This window comes from Pantoea sp. UBA5035 (genome assembly GCF_002415245.1).
Taxonomy (GTDB): domain Bacteria; phylum Pseudomonadota; class Gammaproteobacteria; order Enterobacterales; family Enterobacteriaceae; genus Pantoea; species Pantoea septica.
The window spans coordinates 87,832-108,456 of sequence record NZ_DICD01000007.1 but is presented as its reverse complement, the minus strand read 5'-3'; the positions used below and the strand labels follow the sequence as shown (position 1 = coordinate 108,456).

18 protein-coding genes are annotated in these 20,625 nt (G+C 58.9%); 11 read left to right on the top strand and 7 right to left on the bottom strand.

Annotated features, from left to right (window positions below; translation table 11 throughout):
- Positions 1–15 precede the first annotated feature (15 nt).
- Positions 16–480, bottom strand: coding sequence for a MarR family winged helix-turn-helix transcriptional regulator (locus B3229_RS04710; RefSeq protein ID WP_048785091.1), 465 nt, complete (start codon positions 478–480; stop codon positions 16–18).
- A 63-nt stretch (positions 481–543) separates the two neighbouring features.
- On the opposite strand from B3229_RS04710, the gene B3229_RS04705 reads away from it, so the two are divergent.
- Positions 544–1,137 carry an HD domain-containing protein gene (locus B3229_RS04705; protein WP_286869821.1) on the top strand — a complete coding sequence of 198 codons (594 nt, stop codon included), beginning with the start codon at positions 544–546 and terminating at the stop codon, positions 1,135–1,137.
- Between the two features lie 41 nt (positions 1,138–1,178).
- On the opposite strand, the gene B3229_RS04700 is transcribed toward B3229_RS04705, so the two are convergent.
- A complete protein-coding gene (locus B3229_RS04700) occupies positions 1,179–1,472 on the bottom strand; it encodes an HTH-type transcriptional regulator (RefSeq protein WP_033754453.1) in 294 nt (97 codons plus the stop codon).
- Between the two features lie 525 nt (positions 1,473–1,997).
- Here B3229_RS04700 and B3229_RS04695 point away from each other — a divergent pair.
- Positions 1,998–3,599, top strand: coding sequence for a gamma-glutamyltransferase family protein (locus B3229_RS04695; protein WP_048785086.1), 1,602 nt, complete (start codon positions 1,998–2,000; stop codon positions 3,597–3,599).
- Between the two features lie 37 nt (positions 3,600–3,636).
- On the opposite strand, the gene metF is transcribed toward B3229_RS04695, so the two are convergent.
- From metF to metB, 3 genes are all read right to left on the bottom strand, one after another.
- On the bottom strand, positions 3,637–4,533 hold the full coding sequence (gene metF / locus B3229_RS04690; RefSeq protein ID WP_048785085.1) for a methylenetetrahydrofolate reductase: 897 nt from the start codon (positions 4,531–4,533) through the stop codon (positions 3,637–3,639).
- Positions 4,534–4,745: 212 nt separating this feature from the next.
- Positions 4,746–7,181, bottom strand: a complete 2,436-nt coding sequence (locus B3229_RS04685) for a bifunctional aspartate kinase/homoserine dehydrogenase II (protein WP_048785083.1) — start codon at positions 7,179–7,181, stop codon at positions 4,746–4,748.
- A gap of 2 nt (positions 7,182–7,183) precedes the next feature.
- Entirely contained in the window at positions 7,184–8,344 is a 1,161-nt protein-coding gene (gene metB / locus B3229_RS04680; RefSeq protein ID WP_048785080.1) for a cystathionine gamma-synthase, read from the bottom strand.
- Between the two features lie 265 nt (positions 8,345–8,609).
- Here metB and metJ point away from each other — a divergent pair, with 265 nt between their 5' ends.
- The 3 genes from metJ (at position 8,610) to B3229_RS04665 (ending at position 12,519) form a co-directional block, all read left to right on the top strand.
- Entirely contained in the window at positions 8,610–8,927 is a 318-nt protein-coding gene (gene metJ, locus B3229_RS04675) for a met regulon transcriptional regulator MetJ (RefSeq protein WP_033754441.1), read from the top strand.
- A gap of 228 nt (positions 8,928–9,155) precedes the next feature.
- Positions 9,156–10,874: a ShlB/FhaC/HecB family hemolysin secretion/activation protein gene (locus B3229_RS04670; RefSeq protein WP_286869813.1), complete on the top strand. Its 1,719-nt coding sequence runs from the start codon at positions 9,156–9,158 to the stop codon at positions 10,872–10,874.
- Between the two features lie 64 nt (positions 10,875–10,938).
- Positions 10,939–12,519 carry a filamentous hemagglutinin N-terminal domain-containing protein gene (locus B3229_RS04665; RefSeq protein WP_286869810.1) on the top strand — a complete coding sequence of 527 codons (1,581 nt, stop codon included), beginning with the start codon at positions 10,939–10,941 and terminating at the stop codon, positions 12,517–12,519.
- A gap of 202 nt (positions 12,520–12,721) precedes the next feature.
- On the opposite strand, the gene rpmE is transcribed toward B3229_RS04665, so the two are convergent.
- A complete protein-coding gene (gene rpmE / locus B3229_RS04660; protein WP_033754439.1) occupies positions 12,722–12,937 on the bottom strand; it encodes a 50S ribosomal protein L31 in 216 nt (71 codons plus the stop codon).
- 233 nt (positions 12,938–13,170) lie between these two features.
- On the opposite strand from rpmE, the gene priA reads away from it, so the two are divergent.
- The 6 genes from priA to rraA all read left to right on the top strand — a co-directional run bounded on the left by priA (position 13,171) and on the right by rraA (position 20,262).
- Positions 13,171–15,366: a primosomal protein N' gene (gene priA / locus B3229_RS04655; protein WP_286869806.1), complete on the top strand. Its 2,196-nt coding sequence runs from the start codon at positions 13,171–13,173 to the stop codon at positions 15,364–15,366.
- Positions 15,367–15,511: 145 nt separating this feature from the next.
- The gene (gene cytR, locus B3229_RS04650; protein WP_286869804.1) at positions 15,512–16,546 is read left to right on the top strand and encodes a DNA-binding transcriptional regulator CytR; all 1,035 of its coding nucleotides are present in this window, start codon (positions 15,512–15,514) and stop codon (positions 16,544–16,546) included.
- Positions 16,547–16,699: 153 nt separating this feature from the next.
- Positions 16,700–17,653, top strand: coding sequence for a cell division protein FtsN (gene ftsN, locus B3229_RS04645; protein ID WP_286869803.1), 954 nt, complete (start codon positions 16,700–16,702; stop codon positions 17,651–17,653).
- 90 nt (positions 17,654–17,743) lie between these two features.
- A complete protein-coding gene (gene hslV, locus B3229_RS04640; RefSeq protein WP_071997483.1) occupies positions 17,744–18,274 on the top strand; it encodes an ATP-dependent protease subunit HslV in 531 nt (176 codons plus the stop codon).
- Positions 18,275–18,283: 9 nt separating this feature from the next.
- A complete protein-coding gene (gene hslU, locus B3229_RS04635) occupies positions 18,284–19,615 on the top strand; it encodes an HslU--HslV peptidase ATPase subunit (protein ID WP_033754427.1) in 1,332 nt (443 codons plus the stop codon).
- 161 nt (positions 19,616–19,776) lie between these two features.
- Entirely contained in the window at positions 19,777–20,262 is a 486-nt protein-coding gene (gene rraA, locus B3229_RS04630) for a ribonuclease E activity regulator RraA (protein WP_286869800.1), read from the top strand.
- 55 nt (positions 20,263–20,317) lie between these two features.
- On the opposite strand, the gene zapB is transcribed toward rraA, so the two are convergent.
- Positions 20,318–20,557: a cell division protein ZapB gene (gene zapB / locus B3229_RS04625; RefSeq protein WP_033754422.1), complete on the bottom strand. Its 240-nt coding sequence runs from the start codon at positions 20,555–20,557 to the stop codon at positions 20,318–20,320.
- Between the last annotated feature and the right edge of the window lie 68 nt (positions 20,558–20,625).

Here is a 20,625-nt window from a genome sequence, read left to right as displayed (position 1 = left end):
GCGCCCGCTAAATCTTCAGCGCGACCGGTTAAGATTGTCGCGCAGTAAATCGAGCCCGTTCTTCAGCGCCAGCAGCGTCTCTTCATCGCAGGCCGTGGCGCACTGGACCGTCTCCGGAATGGCGCTCGCCTGGCTTTGCAGTTCGCGACCCTGATCCGTCAGCGTCACGACCACCTGACGTTCATCCTGACGCGAACGCTGGCGGTTAATCAATCCTGCGCTTTCCAGCCGCTTCAGCAGCGGCGTCAGCGTGGCGGAATCGAGAAACAGCTGCTCGCCGATTTCAGAGACGGTGAGATCGTCCTGCGCCCACAGCACCAGCATCACCAGATATTGCGGATAGGTGAGGTCGACCTGCGACAGCAGTTGCCGATAGACTTTATTCATCGCCAGGTTGGCGGAATAGAGCGCGAAGCAGAGCTGTTGATTGACCAACAGTGGCGCCGCCTTCACTTTTTTGTCATTTTGGTTACTGTTCATGGCAATCAATATAAATAGCGCGCTAGATAATTGCAAGCAACTTTTCACCAGGAGGGCTTTTGCATGCTGGAATCTCTGGAAGAGCAGGCGCGACGCTACGCGACGCGCGCTCATGCTGAAGCCGGTCAACGGCGCAAATACACCGACGAACCCTATATCGTTCATCCCGCCGCCGTGGCGGAGCTGGTGCGCAGCGTCAGCGCAGACGACGCCCTGCTGGCGACCGCCTGGCTGCACGATACGGTTGAGGATACCGCCACCACGCTAGCCGACATTGAATCACACTTCGGTTCGCGCGTGGCGCAGCTGGTCGGGATGCTGACCGACAGCGCCCAGCCGCAGGCGAAAAACCGCGCCGCGCGCAAGCTGGCGCACTTTCGCCATACCGCCGAGGCGTCGCCCGAGGCGCAAACCATCAAGCTGGCCGATATTATCGATAATACGCGCGCCATCGTACGCTTCGATCCCCACTTCGCCCGTATCTATCTGGTAGAGAAACGCGTTCAGATCCAACTGCTGAAGCAGGGAGACGCCCAGCTATGGCAGCAGGCCAGCGCCATTATCGAACAGGGGATCGCGCAGCTCGGCCAACCGCCCTACAGCGTGCCGGAAAGCTGGTTCGTTAAACAGGCGGCGAAATATGGCGAGCTGAGCTAAAAAAAAACCCGCCGCTGGCGGGTTATCTTTTTTTCTTGTTTTTAGTCCAGTAACTGCCGTCCGAGATAGGGATTTGCATGCAGCAATTTCATCAGTTTCTGCGCCGTCGCGGAAGGACGTGTACGGCGCGCTTCCCAGCTTTTTACCGAGGAGACGCTGACGCCCATCACTTTGGCAAATTCATCTACTTTCATTCCGGTTAACTCACGCAGGCGCTGCGGCTCTGGCATGGCGGGCTGAAGCTGAATTTCGGTTGTGGCAGGTGTTGCATCACGTGTCAGTACAATCTGCTCAAGGCTGCTGAGCAATTCAAAAACAGGATCTTTTACTTCCATAGAGAACTCCTTAAAACTCACTATGAATCACGTGAAAGTAGAGGTAAAAACCAAATGGTTCACACACCGATCTTTGCAGGCTGTATCCCGCAAGGGTTTATGGTTATCGTTAGTGAAACCCCTACGGGACACAGCCTGATGCCCACTGCCTGATAAGTTTGTCAGAGCAATGCGCCATCTCGCCGGGATTCTAAGTATGGATAGAGACCTGACGATTTGCTGCGTGAATATCGATTATTTTTTTAGCTAAAGCTGTCCTTTTTGCTATAAGCAAAACAAGCCCTTGATCACAAAAGGCAAACCCGCCGCGCTGCGCTTAAAAAAAGCGCAAAAATTGCAAAAAATGCGCACCGTTTACACTGCTACTGTAACGCTTTCTGTCTAATAATCAGGCAAAAATCGCGCCAGGATGCAAAGCCTGTGATTTTTTCTTGTTTCACCTCTCCCCCGGCCTGCGACAGGATAGGCATTGCACCACCTCGGCGCATCGTTATGGCGCAGCTGCACTCAGCTAAGGAACGGGAAATGCATTCTGAGTTCGATTTTCACGCCAGCTACGCGTCGCATCGCGTGCCGGTGATGGGCCGCAACGCGGTGGCCACTTCTCAGCCGCTGGCGTCGCAGGCGGGTTTGCGTATGCTGCTGCAGGGCGGCAACGCGGTGGACGCGGCGATCGCCACCGCCATGGCGCTGACGGTGCTGGAGCCGACCGGCAACGGCATCGGCAGCGACGCCTTCGCCATCATCTGGGACGGCAGTCGGCTGCATGGTCTGAACGCGTCGGGCCGCGCGCCGGCCGCCTGGCATCCCGGGCGCTTCGTTGGCCGCAGCCGCATGCCGGAGATCGGCTGGGAAGCGGTCACCGTGCCGGGCGCGGTATCGGCCTGGGCGGCGCTGGCGCAACGCTTCGGCACCCTGCCGCTGACCACGCTGGCGCAGCCTGCCATCGACTACGCGCGCAACGGTTTTCCGGTCTCGCCGCTGATCGCCGAACTCTGGCAGCGCGGTTTCGACAAGCTCCAGCATCAGCCCGGCTTTTGCGCATGTTTTGCGCCCGACGGCAGGCCGCCGCGCGCTGGCGAACTGTTTCGCAATCCGGCACAGGCCGACACGCTGCAAGCGATCGCCGAAAGCAACGGAGAGAGTTTTTATCGCGGCGAGCTGGCGCAAAAGATGGTCGCCTTCGCCCGCCAGCATAACGCCGCGCTGACGCTGGAGGATCTCGACAGACATCGCGCCGACTGGGTCAGCGTGCTGTCGCAGCCGTTTGCCGGCGGATCGGTACAGGAGTTGCCGCCCAACGGCCAGGGGATCGCCACGCTGATTGCGCTGGGCATCCTCGAACAGCTTGATATCGGCCGCTACGCGCCCGACTCCGTTCCCTGGCTGCACCTCTCTATTGAGGCGATGAAGCTGGCGCTGGTGGATCTGGCGCGTTACGTCAGCGATGAAGATCATCTTGAGTTTCCGGCGCAGCGGCTGCTGAGCGAGAGCTATCTGCGTCAGCGCGCGGCGCTAATCGATCCTCAACGCGCGGGCGACTTCGTCTTCGGCGCGCCGCAGCAGAGCGGCACCGTCTATCTCAGCGCCGCCGATGCCAGCGGCATGATGGTCTCTTTTATTCAGTCGAACTTTATGGGCTTTGGCTCCGGCGTGGTGGTGCCTGGCACCGGCATCAGTTTGCAAAATCGCGGCGCGGGTTTCTCGCTCGATCCCGCGCATCCCAACGTGGTGGCGGGCGGCAAGCGCCCTTTCCATACCATTATCCCGGCTTTCGCGCTCGACGCGCAGGGCGCGCCGCTCATGTCATTCGGCGTCATGGGCGGGCCGATGCAGGCGCAGGGCCACCTGCAGCTGGCGCTGCGCATTATGCTGCACAAACAGAATCCGCAGGCGGCAATCGACGCGCCGCGCTGGCGCGTGGAGCAGGGTCGGCACGTGGTGTTCGAATCCTCGCTTGAGCGCAATACGCTGGCGGCGCTGCGTCGGCTGGGACATCAGGTGACGCTGGAGGATCCGCTGCAGGGCTATAACTTCGGCGGCGCGCAGGCGATCGTTCGCGACCCGCAGGGGTTCTATATCGCGGCGACAGAGAGCAGAAAGGATGGTCAGGCGGTGGTGTTTTAGCGATACATGGGGCAGCAGCGCTGCCCCGTCAGGCCCCTCAGGCGGCCAGAACCGGCCGTACGCCCAGCGTATGGCAAATGGCGTAGCTCATTTCTGCGCGGTTTAGCGTATAGAAGTGGAAATCCTTCACCCCTTCGCGCGACAGAATTTTTACCATATCCATGGCGATATTGGCGCCGACCATTTTGCGCGTTTCCGGGTCATCGTCCAGCCCCTCAAACATCGCGTTCATCCAGCCCGGCACGCGCACGTTGGTCATAGTAGCGAATCGCGTTAGCTGTTTAAAGTTCGATACCGGCAGAATACCCGGCACGATCTCGACGTCGATGCCGGTGGCGACGCAGCGGTCGCGAAAGCGCAGGTAGCTCTCGACGTCGAAAAAGAACTGGGTGATGGCGCGGCTGGCGCCCGCATCGATTTTACGCTTCAGGTTGATGAGGTCAGCCTGGGCGCTTTTCGCTTCGGGATGCACTTCCGGGTAGGCGGCCACCGAAATATCAAAATCCCCGACCTCTTTCAGCAGCGACACCAGATCGCAGGCGTACATATCAGGTTTGCCGCCGTTCGCCGGCAGATCGCCGCGCAGCGCCACGATATGGCGAATGCCGTTGTTCCAGTAATCTTCCGCAATCGCGCGCAGCTCGTCGCGCGAGGCGTCAATGCAGGTCAGGTGCGGTGCCGCTTCGAGGCCAGTGCGATCTTTAATGCCTTTAATAATGCTGTGGGTGCGGTCGCGCTCGCCGGAGTTGGCGCCGTAGGTAACGGAGACGAATTTCGGCTTCAGGCTGCTGAGACGATCGATGGAGTGCCACAGGGTCTCTTCCATTTCGCTGGTGCGGGGCGGAAAAAACTCGAATGAGACATTAATTTGCCCGTTCAGCTCCGCCAGGCTCTGATTCAGCGCTTCGCGCTGGTTGGCATGAAAGAAACTCATCCTGCTTACCTCATCAAAAACGTCGGGTTAATTTGCGATCTGCGAACATCCATACGTTTAGACGTCCAGATGCACAAAATGACCCAATCTCAGGGAGTCGTCAACTGAAAAGTGATAAAGCGGCGTGACAAATGTTCAAACAGAGTGAGGGAAATTCATGCGGAGGAAAAAGCGGCGTTGCGCGCCTGCCTCCGGGGCAGGCGCGCAAAAGATTACAGCAGTTGAGCAAGTCGATGAATATCGGACTGAATTGCGCCGGCGGTGACGTCGCGTCCCGCGCCAGGACCGCGGATTACCAGCGGATTGTCGCGATACCAGCGGCTTTCGATTGCGAAGACGTTATCGCACGGCAGCAGCGACGCCAGTGGATGCTCCGGCCGCACCGCTTCGACGCCGACGCGCGCTTTGCCGCTGGCGTCGAAACGCGCCACATAGCGCAGCACCAGCCCCATCTCCTGCGCCGCTTCCAGACGCTGCAGCATCTGCTCGTTAAGCGCGTCGCCATGCTCGAAGAAGTCGTCGATCGATCCCGCCTCGCAGCCGGTCGGCACCAGCGACTCGACGCGCACCTGGTCAGGCTCAATATTGTAGCCCGCCTCGCGCGCGAGGATCACCAGCTTGCGCTTCACGTCCTGACCTGACAGGTCGACGCGCGGATCGGGTTCGGTCAGGCCCTGCTGCCACGCCTGATCCACCAGCTCGGTAAAGGGCACCGTGCCGTCAAACTGCAGGAACAGCCAGGAGAGCGTGCCGGAGAAGATGCCGCTGATGGCTAAAATGGTGTCGCCGCTGTCGCGCAGATCGCGCACCGTGTGGTTAATCGGCAACCCGGCGCCCACCGTGGCGTTATAGAGCCAGTGTCGCCCGGTTTTGGTAAAGGCATCACGGATCTGCCGCCAGGTCTGGCTGTCGGACGCCCCGGCGACTTTATTCGCGCTGATGACGTGAAAGCCGTGGCTGGCGAAATCGAGATACTGCTGCGCCAGCGGCGTGCTGGCGGTGACGTCGAGCACCACCAGATCGTCGAACGGATGCGCGCGCATCCACAGGAACAGCGACTCTTCGTCGCGCTCCTCCGCTTCGTCATCGAAGAAGGCGAGCGCGCGGCTGGCATCGAGCCCCTCATAGCTCAGCAGGCTGCGTCGACTGTCCGCCACGCCCGCCAGCACATATTCAAAGCCGGTGCGCGCCGACAGCGCCTCCTGCTCGCGCGCGAACAGCTCCAGCCAGCGCGAGCCGATATTGCCTTTGCCGAACAGCATCAGGCCGATGCGTTTTTCCGCGCGGAACAGCGACTGATGCAGCCCCTGCACCAGCGACTGCGTCGGCCCGACGCGCAGCACCGCCACCAGACTAATGTGATCTTCCGACTGCCAGACGAACTCGACCGGCTGGTCCTGGATCTCCTGCCAGAAACGGTGGCTGTGCAGCGGGTTGCGCGTGACGCCCGCGCCGACCAGCGCCACCAGCGCCAGCCCTTCGCGCAGCTGCAGATGAGCGGGCAGGCCCGCATCCTGCAGCAGCTGAAACACGCTGTTGACCACTTCGGCGGTATAGCAGAGCTGCAGCAGCTGGCGATCCGGATGCACGCCGGTCGCCAGCGGGCGTAGCTGCGCCCGCTTGAGGTGAAGCTCGACCTCTTTATGCAGCGCCGCGAAATCGTGCCGATCCGGCACCTGAACCTCAATCAGGCAGACATCGTCATGGCTGGTGACGATGCGCGCGCCGGTGCCGGACGCCAGCACGCGCTCGATGCGCGTCGAGCCCTGCTCCGGCTGATAGCTGCAGCGCAGTTGCAGATCGATATCGCTGCCGGAAACCGGCTGCAGCGTGCGCGTATGCAGCACCGGCGCGGCGAGGCGCGCCAGTTCGCTCGCTTCGTCGAGGCGCAGCAGCGGCAGCAGGCAGGCGTCGGAAACTTTACGCGGATCGGCGCTATAAACGCCGGCGACGTCGCTCCAGATGGTGACGCGGCCGACGCCCGCCAGCGCGCCGATCTGCGTGGCGGAGTAGTCGGAACCGTTGCGCCCCAGCAGCACGGTCTCGCCCGCGTCGTTGCGGCTAATAAAGCCGGTCACTACGATACGCTGGTGCGGATGCTGCGCCAGCAGCGTTTGCAGCAGCGGCCAGGATTTGCCTTCGTCGACCTGCGGCTGCGCGGCGCGCTCTGCCCGCAGGAAGTCGCGCGCGTCGAGCCAGCAGGCGTCGATCTCGCGCTGGCTCAGCACCGCCGCCATCAGCCGCGCCGACCACACTTCGCCATGGCCGACCACTTCGGCGTAGACCGCGTCGCTGATGACGCCGTCGAGCAGCGCGGCGAGTTTTTCCAGATCGCGAATAAAATTCGCCATAAGCGGCTCGGCATATTCAACCGGCAGCAGTCCGGCGATCAGCTCGCTGTGATAACGCCGTAAAGCCTGTTGCACCTGATGCGCGGCCAGGCGATCGCTCTGGCTAAGCTTTAGCCAGCTAATCAGCTGGTTAGTGGTAGAGCCAGCCGCGGACACTACCATCAAATCGCCCGGCTGACTGTAATCCGCCATGATGCTGGCGACGCGCTGGTAACAGCGCGCATCCGCCAGGCTGCTGCCGCCAAATTTGTGCAACTGCTTACTATTCGGCGTTGCCGCGCCGGCTGAAATCGTCATTTTTAACCCTCGGATGCCGTCCGGAACGCATTATCCAGATCGGCAATTAAATCTTCATGATCCTCAATGCCCACCGAGACGCGCAGCAGCGTCTCGGAAATGCCTGCCGCCGCGCGCGCTTCCGCCGACATGCCGGCGTGCGTCATGGTCGCCGTGTGGGAAATCAGGCTTTCTACGCCGCCGAGCGATTCCGCCAGCGTAAACAGCTGCAGCGCCTTGAGAAAACGACGCAGCAAGGCTTCGTCGCCGTCCAGCTCGAAACTCAGCATCGCGCCGAAGCCGCGCTGTTGACGCGCCGCGTATTCATGTCCGGCGTTTTCCGGCAGCGAAGGATGATACAGCTTTTTTACCAGCGGTTGCTGTTGCAGATAGCTCACAATCGCCAGCGCGTTGCGCTGCGCCGCCGCCATACGCGGCGCCAGCGTGCGCAGCCCACGCAGCAGCAGGTAGCTATCGAAAGCGGCGCCGGTGACGCCTATATTGTTCGCCCACCAGGCAAGTTCAGTTACCCGCGCCGGATCTTTCGCAATCACCGCGCCCGCCACCACGTCGGAGTGGCCGTTGAGATATTTGGTGCAGGAGTGGATCACCAGGTCCGCGCCCAGCGCCAGCGGATTTTGCAGCGCCGGACTGAGGAACGTATTGTCGACCACGCTAACGGCGCCTGCGCCGCGCGCCGCCTCGCAGATGGCAGCGATATCCACCACGCGCAGTAGCGGATTGCTCGGGCTCTCCACCAGCACCAGCTTCGGTTTTTCCGCCAGCGCCGCATCCAGCGCCGCGCGATCGCCCTGATCGACAAACTTCACGCGGTAAGCGCCGCGCTTCGCCATGCTGTCGAACAGGCGATAGCTGCCGCCATAGCAGTCGTGCGGGGCGACAAGCAGATCGCCCGGCTTCAGGAACACCGTCGTCACCAGATGGATCGCCGACATGCCGGTATTGGTCAGCACCGCGCCCGCCCCGCCCTCCAGCTCTGCCAGCGCGCGCTGCACCACGTCGCGCGTCGGGTTGCCGCGGCGCGAATAGTCATGCGCGCGCGGTTCGTTAAAATCGAGGAAGTTATAGGTGCTGGAGAGGTGAATCGGCGGGACAACGCAGCCATATTGCTCGTCATCATTCAAACCGCTGCGGACTGCGATGGTTGCCTGTTTACGCGTCATGGTGCTTTTTGTTCCTGAAGAGAGTAATAAAGAGGCATCAGGATAACATTCCACAATTGGACGTCAATACATCTGGACATCTAAATGTCTTTGCGTATAGATTGAGCAGAATGCTATAACCCGCTAAAATTACCCCTCATTGCCTGCGTTTTGCGTCCGCTTTTGCGGCCAGGATGAAGAAACCCCGCAGTTCAAGAGGTCAGGCACGGTAAAATCGGGCATAATCCACGGATTTCCCACTTTCAACTTTTGATTAAGGTAACCCATGGCTGAATGGAACGGCGAATATATCAGCCCCTACGCTGAACACGGTAAGAAGAGTGAGCAGGTTAAAAAGATCACTGTCTCTATCCCGTTGAGCGTGCTGAAAATTTTAACGGATGAGCGCACTCGTCGTCAGGTGAACAACCTGCGTCACGCCACAAACAGCGAACTGCTGTGTGAAGCCTTTCTGCATGCCTTCACCGGACAACCGCTGCCGGACGATGTCGATCTGCGTAAAGAACGCAGCGATGAAATTCCGGAAGAAGCGAAAAAAATCATGCGCGAAAAAGGCGTCGATCCCGACACCTGGGAATATTGATAGCGTCGCCTGCCGCTGGCAGCAGATTATCGTTTGAGACTCTGCTGCCATAGTTTTCTCCCGCCTTATTAGTAATAAAGCATTCACATCAAAAATAATGAATGTCTGTCTTATTTCAATTTAACATCCGTCATCAAATCATCACCACATTAAATTAAGCGCTATTGTTCGCCAGGGGCAAAAACCGTAAACTCCTCCGCTGCTTAATTCACCCATGTGGCGTAATAAATGGATATTTTTCTAAATACAAGGAGCAGCCTTTCTGTTTTAATTATAATTTTATCTGTATGGAATAACGCAGCCAAAGCGGCATCCGAATTACCTGAAAACAGAATAGAAACGTTAAGCAGTCAGGCAGCCGGCCAAATCGAACGGGATAAAATCAGAAAACAGCGCCTGCAGGCGACTCTGCCCGACACGCGCTCCAGTCGTGAAGAGGAAAATAAAGCCATTTTGCACTTTCCTCAGGAAAGGCCCTGCTATCCTGTCGATAAAGTAAAATGGACGCAGGACTCCCCGCAGTTAAAACTTGCGAGCCTGAATAACTTTACTCGCCAGGCTGAAGGACAATGCCTGGGAATTAAAGGCATACGCCTGTTAGCGAGCACATTACAAAATGAGATTATTCGCCTGGGCTATATTACGACTCGCATAGATATGCCGGCTCAGGATTTACATCGCCGAACGCTGCAGTTTGATATTAAAGCGGGTAAGGTCGGCAAAATTAAGCTTGTTAAAGGCAGCTCTGACTATATCAACCTGCGAAATACGCTGCCGTTCGGCGAGGGCGATCTGCTGAACCTCAGCGAACTGGAACAGGGCAGTTTCAATTTACAACGTACACCAGGCGCGACGGTAAAAATTCAGGTGGTTCCCGGCGAGGAAAAAGGGGAAAGCGATATCCTGATTAACCGCCATCAGGATAAATACTGGCAGGTGGGCGCCTGGCTAAACGACGCGGGCAGCAAAAGCACCGGGCGCTATCAGGCAGGTGGCGCAATCTATCTGCATAACGCCACTTCACTCAGCGACACCCTGTTTTTCTCGATGGGCCAGGATATCAGCACGCGGCACAAGCCTGAAGGGAGCCGCAACCGCGCGTTAGGCTACTCCCTTCCCTGGGGCTTCTGGTCGCTGGATCTCTACGCCAGCCAGAGCCGCTACCACCAGCATATTCAGGGCAGCTATGCCGACTGGATGCTTAATAATAAAAACAGCTATTACAGCGCACAGCTTAATCGCCTGCTGTCGCACACGGTGCACCAGAAAACCACCGCCGGACTACAGCTTTATCGCGCCGCGACGCGCTACTACTTTGATGATTATGAATTAAGCAGCATGCATAAAAAAAGTGCGGGCTGGAAATTGCTTCTTTCGCATCAGCGCTATTTTGATCGCGCCGCCGTTGCCGCCACGCTGAGCTATCAAAACAATATGCCTTGGTTCGGCAGCGACGACACGCTGGAAAAAAAGAGCGGGCTGGTAGATAAGCGCGGACGCATTATTATTTTGGATGTAAAAGCAGCCGTTAATTTTGCGCTGTTTGATGAGAAATTTAATTACTCCCCTTATTTAAATATCCAGCTTTCGCCCGACTCACTCTCTTCGCTCGATCGGCTGGCGTTAGGCAATCGCTGGAACGTACGCGGTTTCGACGGCGAATATAGCCTGCAGGATAATCAGGGCTGGTTTCTGCGCAACGATATTAGCTGGATAAGAGATGGAAAGCATTATCAGCCCTATATAGGACTCGATATCGGCCAGGCAATCGGCCATAGCAGCCAGCAATATTATTCTGGCAAAACCTTAGCGGGAGGCGTGGCTGGCGTACAGGGTGATCTGTGGCAGACCCACTACGATCTCTTTGCCGGCCTGCCGCTTTACCAACCTCAGGCGTTTCACACTGACCCGCTTACGCTGGGCTTCTCTCTGCAGTGGAAATATTAATAAGGAGGAACACACTACGTTGGCTTGCTTATTAAGGAAAAATGAAACTTGAATATAAGGATAAATGATGAAAAAAAGTAAACTCAACCCGCTATTTTTAGTTATTTCAGTGCTGGCTTCGCCAGCGGTTCTGGCGAATCCATCTACCTGGCAACATGCCAACGGCACCACTGTCGTCGATATCAACGCCGCTGACGCCAATGGCCTGTCGCATAATATGTGGACGGAATTTAACGTCGGCAGCAATGGAACAGTACTGAACAACAGCACCGCCGATCTGGTACGCGAAAGCGGCAATATCGCGAAAAACCCTAACCTGGCCGCCTCCGCGAAAGTCATTCTGAACGAAGTGATCTCTAATAAAGCCAGTCAGCTTAAAGGCGCGCTGGAAGTGGCAGGCCAGACTGCCGACGTGATCATCGCTAACCCGAACGGCATTACCTGTACCGGCTGTAGCTTTATCAACACCAGCCGCACCACCCTTACTACGGGTACGCCGGTGATGACGGACGGCGCGCTGACCGGCTTCAATGTCAAAGGTAGCACCGTTACCGCCAGCGGCCTGAAGAATGCCCAGAGCTACACCGATATTCTGGCTGAGACGATTAAAATCAGCGGTCAGCTTGAAACCGGCTCGCTGAACGCCATTGCCGGCAAATACAGCTATGACCGCAGCACGGGCGCAGCAGTCAGCGACGGCGCCAGCGCCAGCGGCGTCGGCATCGATATCAGCGCATTGGGCGGCGTGACCGCCGGCGTGATTCAGCTGCAAACGACGCAGGCCGGCTCCGGCGTCAATAATAAGGGCATTCTCTCCGCCGATACGCTGCAGATCTCCTCTAACGGCATTCTCAGCAATGATGGCACTCTTAGCGCGCAAACCCTGCGCGCTTCTTCCACAGGCAACATGTCCAATAATGGCGCGCTGAAAGGCACCAACATTCAGCTGATTTCGTCGAAAGAGCTCAGCAACAGCGGCACCGTCGACGCCAGCGGCGTTCTCGCTGCGACCACCGCCAGCCATATCGTTAATAAAGGAACGATGCAGGGCACGTCGGTTAATCAGCTGGTCTCCTATGCAGGTAACATCACCAACAACGGCACGCTCGCTTCAGCCGGCACGGTCAACCTGATAAGCGGATTTGCGCCCGATCAAACCGGCGCTCTTGCGCCCTACGCGAATACCAGCATCACCAACAGCGGTAACGGCACCATCAGCGGCAACGGCGGCGTGACCCTACAAGCGGTAAACGGCGTGAGCCTGACGTCTGGTTCGCTTTCGTCGCAGGGTCAGGTTTATCTGGCGGCGAACAGCATCGATAACCGTGCCGCCGTTGACGGCCAGAATCTGATTGTTTATTCAAGCGATTTTGCTAACCAGGGCACGATGACGGCCAGCAAACAGTTGACAGCGACCGGCCTGAAAAGCATCACCAACAGCGGCGTCCTGAAAGGCGACGTGGTGACGCTCAATACCAACGGCAAGCTGGATACCCAGAAGTGCTCGCTGTTTATCTTCTGTTCGGCGGGCACGATCTCTGCCGGGTCGAAACTGCACATTAACGCAGCTTCAGTAGAAAGCATCAGCAGCATTGGCGGTAAGGTGATTGCCCCAGTGGTTGAGCTGAATACCTCAGGCAGCTAAATGCGCTCTGCTTGCCGACGCTCGCCGCGTCGGCAAGTCAGCGACGGAGTATAAAATCAGGGCGTAAGCGTGCGCTGCGCATACAGGCAGTAAAAGGATTTTTATCAGGGAGTAGAGAACGGAGAGAAAGAGAGATAATGCGTGGGGAAACAGCAGAGCAGAATGACTCAGCGCCAGGCGCGAATCATTCCGCTCAGAAAACTTATTTTTTAGCGCCCGGCACGCTGAAACGCTTGTTGAAGCGGTCAACGCGGCCACCGGTGGCAACTTCACGCTGCTTACCAGTGTAGAACGGGTGACATTTACCGCAGACGTCCAGGTTCATGTCGTGAGCCATAGTAGAGCGAGTGTGAATCACGTTACCGCAGGTGCAGGTGATGGTCACAGCTTCGTATTTCGGGTGAATACCTTGTTTCATGGGAGAACCTCATAAAAGGCCGTGTCGCTCTCCGTGCCAGGCTAAAAACCCGCACAGCACCACACGCGGTTGAACATTAATGTTTAGGCTCTGGCGAGACCTTTCTCACCAAAGGCGGCATACTATACAGAAAATAACCGCTTTTAGCAAATCTTCTGCAAGATACCCGCTGGTCGCGCCAGCGTGTACACTAGGCGTCCCGCTATGAATCGTTGAACCGGAAAGAGATCGCCATGCCCGTCGTTCAGGTTGCCCTGCCCGTTCCGCTACCCCGTCTGTTTGACTATCTGCTGCCGCACGGCGCGCAGCCGGTGCTGGGCGGGCGCGTCAGCGTGCCGTTCGGCAACCGGAAAATGGTCGGCGTCGTGGTGGGATTCCGCGAACAGAGCGATCTGCCGGAGGCGCAGCTCAAGCGCGTCGCCGACGTGCTGGACAACGAATCCCTCTATCCGCCTTCGCTATGGCGACTGCTCAACTGGGCGGCGGGCTACTATCATTCGCCCGTGGGCGAGGTGCTGAGCCACGCGCTGCCGGTGCTGCTGCGCCAGGGCAAGCCGGCGCAGGACGCGCCGCTGTGGCAGTGGATCATTACCGAACAGGGCCAGGCGACCGCGCCGGAGAGCCTGAAGCGCGCGCCGAAGCAGCAGCAGGCGCTGGCGGCGTTGCGTAATCAGCCGCTCTATCGCCATCAGGTTGCGGAGCAGGATCTTACCGAAACCGCTTTTCAGGCGCTGCGTGCGAAAGGCTTGTGCGACCTGCGCGAACACCAGCCGCAGCGGCTGGACTGGCGCACGCGCTACGCCGTCAAAGGCGAGCGCCTGCGGCTCAATACCGATCAGGCGATGGCGGTCGGCGCTATCCGCAGCGAAGATGAGCACTACGCCGCCTGGCTGCTGGCCGGCATCACCGGCTCCGGCAAAACCGAAGTCTATCTTAGCGTGCTGGAAAATGTGCTGGCGCGCGGCAAGCAGGCGCTGGTGCTGGTGCCGGAGATCGGCCTGACGCCGCAGACCATCGCTCGCTTCCGCGAGCGCTTCGACGCGCCGGTCGACGTGCTGCACTCTGCGCTCAACGACAGCGAGCGTCTTGCCGTCTGGCTGCGCGCACGCCAGGGCGAAAACGCCATTATCATCGGCACGCGGTCGGCGCTGTTTACGCCGCTGGCGCGTCCGGGCGTGATCATTATCGACGAAGAGCACGACAGCTCTTATAAACAGCAGGAAGGCTGGCGCTATCAGGCGCGCGACCTGGCGGTATTCCGCGCGCGCGAAGAGGATATCCCGATCGTGATGGGCTCGGCGACGCCCGCGCTGGAGACGCTGCACAACGTGCGCAGCGGCAAATATCGCCAGCTCGACCTGACGAAGCGCGCCGGCAATGCGAAACCGGCCCTGCAGCAGCTGGTGGATCTCAAAGGCCAGCAGCTTATTGGCGGGCTGGCACCCGCGCTGATCGGCAAAATGCGCCAGCATCTTCAGGCAGATAATCAGGTGCTGCTGTTTCTCAACCGCCGCGGCTATTCGCCCGCGCTGCTCTGCCATGATTGCGGCTGGATTGCGGAGTGTCAGCGCTGCGAACGTTACTATACCCTGCACCAGCAGCAGCGCCAGCTGCGCTGCCACCACTGCGACAGCCAGCGACCGCTGCCCAATCAGTGCCCGCAGTGCGGCTCGACGCATCTGCTGCCGGTCGGCGTCGGCACGGAGCAGCTGGAGCAGCAGCTCGGCACGCTCTTCCCCGGCGTGCCGATATCGCGCATTGACCGCGACACCACCAGCCGCAAAGGCGCGCTGGAGCAGCATCTGGCCGACGTGCATCGCGGCGGCGCGCGCATCCTGGTGGGCACGCAGATGCTGGCGAAAGGCCACCACTTCCCGGACGTGACGCTGGTGTCGTTGCTGGACGTCGACGGCGCGCTTTTTTCCGCCGACTTCCGCGCCGCTGAGCGCTTCGCGCAGCTTTATACCCAGGTTGCCGGCCGCGCCGGCCGCGCTGGCAAACAGGGCGAAGTGCTGTTGCAAACCCACCATCCGGAACATCCGCTGTTGCAGACGCTGCTGCACCAGGGCTATTTCGCTTTCGCCCAGCAGACGCTGCTGGAACGCCAGTCGGTTATGCTGCCGCCCTGGACCAGCCACGCGCTGTTTCGTGCCGAGGATCACGACAACCAGCAGGCCGCTGAATTCCTGCAGCAGCTGCGCAATCTGCTCGACGCCAGTCCGCTGAAGGATACCGCGATGTGGCTGATGGGCCCGGTACCGGCGCTGCAGCCGAAGCGCGGCGGACGCTGGCGTTGGCAGCTGCTGGTGCAGCACGCCTCGCGTAAGCGGCTGCAGCAGCTGCTCGACGGCTCGCTGCCGCTGATCGCGACCCTGCCCGCGGCGCGCAAAGTCAAATGGACGCTTGATATCGACCCCACCGAAAGCTGAGCCTGCGAGCCAGATCGAAAAAAGTCGCACAAGTCACAATTTTTATGCAAATTAAGTAACAACCCAGCCGCGCAATCGTTAACAATGTGCGCGGCGTGGCTTTTTTCGGCCACAACTATCCTTTGAATGCGTCAGGAGTAGAGTGTTGGAGCAGACCCCTCAAGCGCCCGCCACCATGAAAGATGTGGCTGAAAAGGCCGGCGTTTCCACCGCCACCGTCTCACGCGCGCTGATGAATCCTGAAAAAGTGTCGGCGGCGACGCGGCAAAAAGTCGAACAGGCGGTGATCGCCGTCGGCTATGCGTCGCACGGCCTGACGCGCAACGCCCGTCGCGGCGACACGCAGACCATCCTGGTGATTGTCCCCGATATCTGCGATCCCTTCTTTAGCGAAATTATTCGCGGCGTTGAAGTGACGGCGGCGCAGGAAGGCTATCTGGTGCTGATTGGCGACTGCGCGCACCAGAATCAGCAGGAGAAAACCTTTCTCGATCTGCTACTGACGCGCCAGATCGACGGCATGGTGCTGCTCGGCTCGCAGATCCCGTTCGATCCCGTTCACGAGGAGCAGCGCAATCTGCCGCCGATGGTGATGGCGAACGAGTTCGCCCCGGAGATGGCGCTGCCTACCGTGCATATCGACAATCTGACGGCCGCTTTCGAGGCGGTCAACCATCTGCTGCAGCTGGGCCATCGCCAGATCGCCTGCATCGCCGGGCCGGAAGCGATGCCGCTGTGTCAGTACCGCACCCAGGGCTATATTCAGGCGTTGCGCCGCAGTAATCTCACCGTCGATCCCACCTATATCGTGCGCGGCGACTTCAGCTTTGAAGCGGGCGCGCAGGCGCTGAAACAGCTGATGGCGCTGCCGCAGCCGCCGCGCGCGCTCTTCTGTCACAGCGATATGCTGGCGCTCGGCGCGATGAATCAGGCTAAACGCCTCGGCCTGCGCGTACCGCAGGATCTCTCGATTGTCGGCTTCGACGATATCGAGCTCTCGCGCTACTGTGAGCCGCCGCTCACCACCGTAACGCAGCCGCGCTATCAGATTGGGCGCGAAGCGATGCTGCTGCTGCTAGATGAGCTGCAGGGCAAGCGCGTGAATAACGGTTCGCGTCTGCTGGACGCCGAACTCACCGTGCGCGGCAGTACGGCGCCTGAGAAGAAGCGCGAGAAATAGCCGCACTTTTGGGTTATTTTCAGTAGATTCTTAAGGCGAACACTGCTGGTCAAAGTTCCAACCCTTAAGTAACATGGCGGACTCCTTGCCGGGCGGTCTTTTCAGGCGTTTTCGCCCCGTTGGCACGATTTTTTGAAGGGTATCAGAACGAGAGTGGCACAGAGAGATTACGTAGGCCGCGGGCGTTCAACAGGGACGCGTCGCAAAAAAAGCAGCACCAGCCGTGGAAAGAAAAGCAAAGGCGGTTCAGGTGTTTCCAAACTCATGATAGGGCTGGCCGTCGCGGTGCTGGTGACCTTTGCCGGTGGTTTATGGTTCCTTGCGCATCATAAAAAAGAAGATGTGCCGGTGATCCCGGATCATAAAGCCAACGGCAACGGCCTGCCGCCGAAGCCTGAAGAGCGCTGGAAATATATTAAAGAGCTGGAGAACCGTCAGGTGACGGTGCCGACGCCGACTGAACCTTCGGCGGGCGGCGAGGTCCAGTCGCACACGCAGCTCACCGACGAACAGCGCCAGCTGCTGGAGCAGATGCAGGCGGATATGCGTCAGTCGCCGACGCAGCTGAATGAAGTGCCGTGGAACGAACAGACGCCGGCGCAGCGTCAGCAGACCCTGCAGCGCCAGCAGCAGCTTCAGATGCAGTCGCGTCAGCAGCAGCAGGCGACGCAAAGCGCGCCGGCGCGTCAACAGACCACGCAGCCGAGCCAGCCTGCGCGTCAGACGCAGACCTCGCATCAGTCTCAGCCGCAGCAGCAGCCGAGCGCGCGTCCGGCACCGCAGCCGCGTCAGACCCAAACTCAGACGCAGCAGCCTGCGCCCGTCACGCGCGAACCTGCGCAGGAGACGCCGAAGAAAACCGCGGAAAAGCCGGCCTCTTCGCAGCGCTGGATGGTACAGTGCGGTTCGTTCAAGGGCTCCGATCAGGCGGAATCGGTGCGCGCCGGTCTGGCATTCGAAGGTTTCGAAAGCCGCATTACTACCGGCGGCGGCTGGAATCGCGTGGTGATAGGTCCATTTAAGGATCGCAGCGCCGCCGACAGCACCCTGAAGCGGCTGCGCGGCAACGGCCATTCAAACTGTATTCCGCTCGCCGTCGGGGGTTGAAACCCGCCAAAGCCGCCCCATATCTGGTTGCATGATGCGCCGCGCCTTGCCGCGCGGCGCTTTTTTTCTACTGCAACAAGGGGTCTGCCCGTGACAACAATAGTAAGCGTACGACGCAACGGACGAGTCGTTATCGGCGGTGATGGCCAGGCAACGCTCGGCAATACCGTGATGAAAGGCAACGTGAAAAAAGTGCGTCGTCTTTACAACGATAAGGTAATTGCCGGTTTCGCTGGCGGCACTGCAGATGCCTTCACGCTCTTTGAACTCTTCGAACGTAAACTGGAAATGCATCAGGGCCACCTGGTGAAAGCCGCCGTCGAGCTGGCGAAAGACTGGCGTACTGACCGTATGCTGCGCCGTCTTGAAGCGCTGCTGGCGGTTGCCGATGAAAACGCCTCGCTGATCATCAGCGGCAACGGCGACGTTATCCAGCCCGAAAACGATCTCATCGCCATTGGTTCCGGTGGCCCCTTCGCTCAGGCGGCGGCGCGTGCGCTGCTGGAGAATACCGAGCTGGGCGCGCATGACATCGTCGCGAAATCCTTAGATATCGCAGGCGACATCTGCATCTACACCAACCACAATGTTAACTTCGAAGAACTGCCGTCCAGGGCGTAAGGATTAAAGATGTCTGAGATGACTCCCCGCGAAATCGTCAGCGAACTGAATCGCTTTATCATCGGCCAGGACGGCGCAAAAAAAGCCGTCGCCATTGCGCTGCGCAACCGCTGGCGTCGTATGCAGCTCGACGAAGAGCTGCGCCACGAGGTGACGCCGAAAAACATTCTGATGATCGGCCCGACCGGCGTGGGTAAAACCGAAATCGCTCGTCGCCTGGCGAAACTCGCCAACGCGCCGTTTATCAAGGTGGAAGCGACCAAATTCACCGAAGTGGGCTACGTCGGTAAAGAAGTCGACTCCATTATTCGCGATCTGACCGACGCCGCCGTGAAAATGGTGCGCAGCCAGGCGATTGAAAAGAACAAATACCGTGCCGAAGAGATGGCGGAAGAGCGCATCCTCGACGTGCTGATCCCGCCGGCCAAGAACAACTGGGGCCAGCCGGAACAGAGCAGCGAACCTTCCGCCGCGCGCCAGTCGTTCCGTAAGAAGCTGCGCGAAGGCCAGCTGGACGATAAAGAGATTGAGATCGACCTCGCGGCCGCGCCGGCTGGCGTCGAAATCATGGCGCCTCCGGGCATGGAAGAGATGACCAACCAGCTTCAGTCGATGTTCCAGAATCTGGGCGGCCAGAAGCAGAAGCCGCGTAAGCTGAAAATCAAAGATGCGATGAAGCTGCTGATTGAAGAAGAAGCGGCCAAGCTGGTCAATCCGGAAGAGCTGAAGCAGGACGCGATCGAAGCGGTAGAGCAGCACGGCATCGTGTTTATCGACGAGATCGACAAAATCTGTAAGCGCGGCCAGTCGTCCGGCCCGGACGTGTCGCGCGAAGGCGTACAGCGCGATCTGCTGCCGCTGGTAGAAGGCTGCACCGTATCGACCAAGCACGGCATGGTGAAAACCGATCACATTCTGTTTATCGCCTCAGGCGCGTTCCAGGTCGCCAGCCCGTCGGATCTGATCCCGGAACTGCAGGGCCGTCTGCCGATCCGCGTTGAGCTGCAGGCGCTGACCGTGAACGATTTCGAGCGCATTCTCACCGAGCCGAACGCCTCTGTGACCGTGCAGTACAAAGCGCTGATGGGCACCGAAGGGGTTAACGTCGAGTTCACCGAGGACGGCATTCGCCGCATCGCTGAAGCGGCATGGCAGGTCAACGAAACCACCGAGAATATCGGCGCGCGCCGTCTGCATACCGTGCTGGAGCGTCTGATGGAAGATATCTCCTATGACGCCAGCGATCGCCACGGCGACTCCGTTACCATCGACGCGGAGTATGTCAGCAAGCATCTGGATGAGCTGGTGGCAGACGAAGATCTCAGCCGCTTTATTCTGTAATTCCGTTTTTTCTATGCGCTTGCGCAAAGCCCGGCCACTGAGTCGGGCTTTTTTTTTCTGCATGCTGCTGATGCAGCGCCTTTTTTTCCGCTGATGATTTTGCCAACAATCCGCAACTGGCGGTATACTTACCCCTCCTGTGGCAAACAGATGAACCCATCATGAAATACGATACCTCTGAACTCTGCGACATCTACCATGAAGAAGTGAACGTTGTTGAACCGCTTTTTTCAAACTTTGGTGGCCGCACCTCATTTGGTGGTCAGATAACCACAGTGAAATGTTTTGAAGACAACGGCCTGCTCTACGATCTGCTGGAAGAGAACGGCCGGGGCCGCGTGCTGGTGGTTGACGGCGGCGGTTCGGTGCGTCGCGCACTGGTGGATGCGCAGCTGGCGCGTCTGGCGGTCGAAAGCGAATGGGAAGGCTTAGTGGTTTACGGCTCCGTGCGTCAGGTAGATGACCTGGAGGAGCTGGAGATCGGCATTCAGGCGATTGCCGCTGTGCCGGCGGGCGCGGCGGGCGAAGGCATCGGCGAAAGCGATGTGCGCGTTAACTTCGGCGGCGTCACCTTCTTTTCCGGCGATCATCTCTACGCCGACAATACCGGCATAATTCTCTCTGAAGATCCGCTCGATATCGAGTAATGCCGAAAACGAAAACGGGAGCGATGCGCTCCCGTTTTTCATTCTAATGAGGCGCTTACACCTCTTCCATTTTTCCCAGCAGCGCACGCAGGCGATCCTGCCACAGATGCTGCTCTTCCTTCAGCTGCTGATTTTCACGCACCAGCGAGTCATGATTGCCCGCCGCCTGTTGCGCTTCGTTTTTCAGCGCGTTGTTCTGCTCTTTCAGCTCTTCGATTTCCATCTGCAGCAGGGTGATGGTATCAATCGCCTGCTGTACTTTCGCTTCCAGTTTCTCGAATACTTCAAATGACATCTTTCTGACCTCTCCTAAATTCTCGCAGGGCGTTGATGATGCCAGCCTTAGCGCGTGACGCCCTGTAT

Bases quoted from the DNA above. Each gene is read 5' to 3' on its own strand.
- rraA (WP_286869800.1), top strand. From the start codon at position 19,777: ATGAAATACGATACCTCTGAACTCTGCGACATCTACCATGAAGAAGTG.
- metJ (WP_033754441.1), top strand. From the start codon at position 8,610: ATGGCTGAATGGAACGGCGAATATATCAGCCCCTACGCTGAACACGGT.
- metB (WP_048785080.1), bottom strand. From the start codon at position 8,344: ATGACGCGTAAACAGGCAACCATCGCAGTCCGCAGCGGTTTGAATGAT.
- B3229_RS04670 (WP_286869813.1), top strand. From the start codon at position 9,156: ATGGATATTTTTCTAAATACAAGGAGCAGCCTTTCTGTTTTAATTATA.
- rpmE (WP_033754439.1), bottom strand. From the start codon at position 12,937: ATGAAACAAGGTATTCACCCGAAATACGAAGCTGTGACCATCACCTGC.
- B3229_RS04685 (WP_048785083.1), bottom strand. From the start codon at position 7,181: ATGACGATTTCAGCCGGCGCGGCAACGCCGAATAGTAAGCAGTTGCAC.
- priA (WP_286869806.1), top strand. From the start codon at position 13,171: ATGCCCGTCGTTCAGGTTGCCCTGCCCGTTCCGCTACCCCGTCTGTTT.
- B3229_RS04705 (WP_286869821.1), top strand. From the start codon at position 544: ATGCTGGAATCTCTGGAAGAGCAGGCGCGACGCTACGCGACGCGCGCT.
- metF (WP_048785085.1), bottom strand. From the start codon at position 4,533: ATGAGTTTCTTTCATGCCAACCAGCGCGAAGCGCTGAATCAGAGCCTG.
- zapB (WP_033754422.1), bottom strand. From the start codon at position 20,557: ATGTCATTTGAAGTATTCGAGAAACTGGAAGCGAAAGTACAGCAGGCG.
- hslU (WP_033754427.1), top strand. From the start codon at position 18,284: ATGTCTGAGATGACTCCCCGCGAAATCGTCAGCGAACTGAATCGCTTT.
- B3229_RS04665 (WP_286869810.1), top strand. From the start codon at position 10,939: ATGATGAAAAAAAGTAAACTCAACCCGCTATTTTTAGTTATTTCAGTG.
- B3229_RS04695 (WP_048785086.1), top strand. From the start codon at position 1,998: ATGCATTCTGAGTTCGATTTTCACGCCAGCTACGCGTCGCATCGCGTG.
- B3229_RS04700 (WP_033754453.1), bottom strand. From the start codon at position 1,472: ATGGAAGTAAAAGATCCTGTTTTTGAATTGCTCAGCAGCCTTGAGCAG.
- B3229_RS04710 (WP_048785091.1), bottom strand. From the start codon at position 480: ATGAACAGTAACCAAAATGACAAAAAAGTGAAGGCGGCGCCACTGTTG.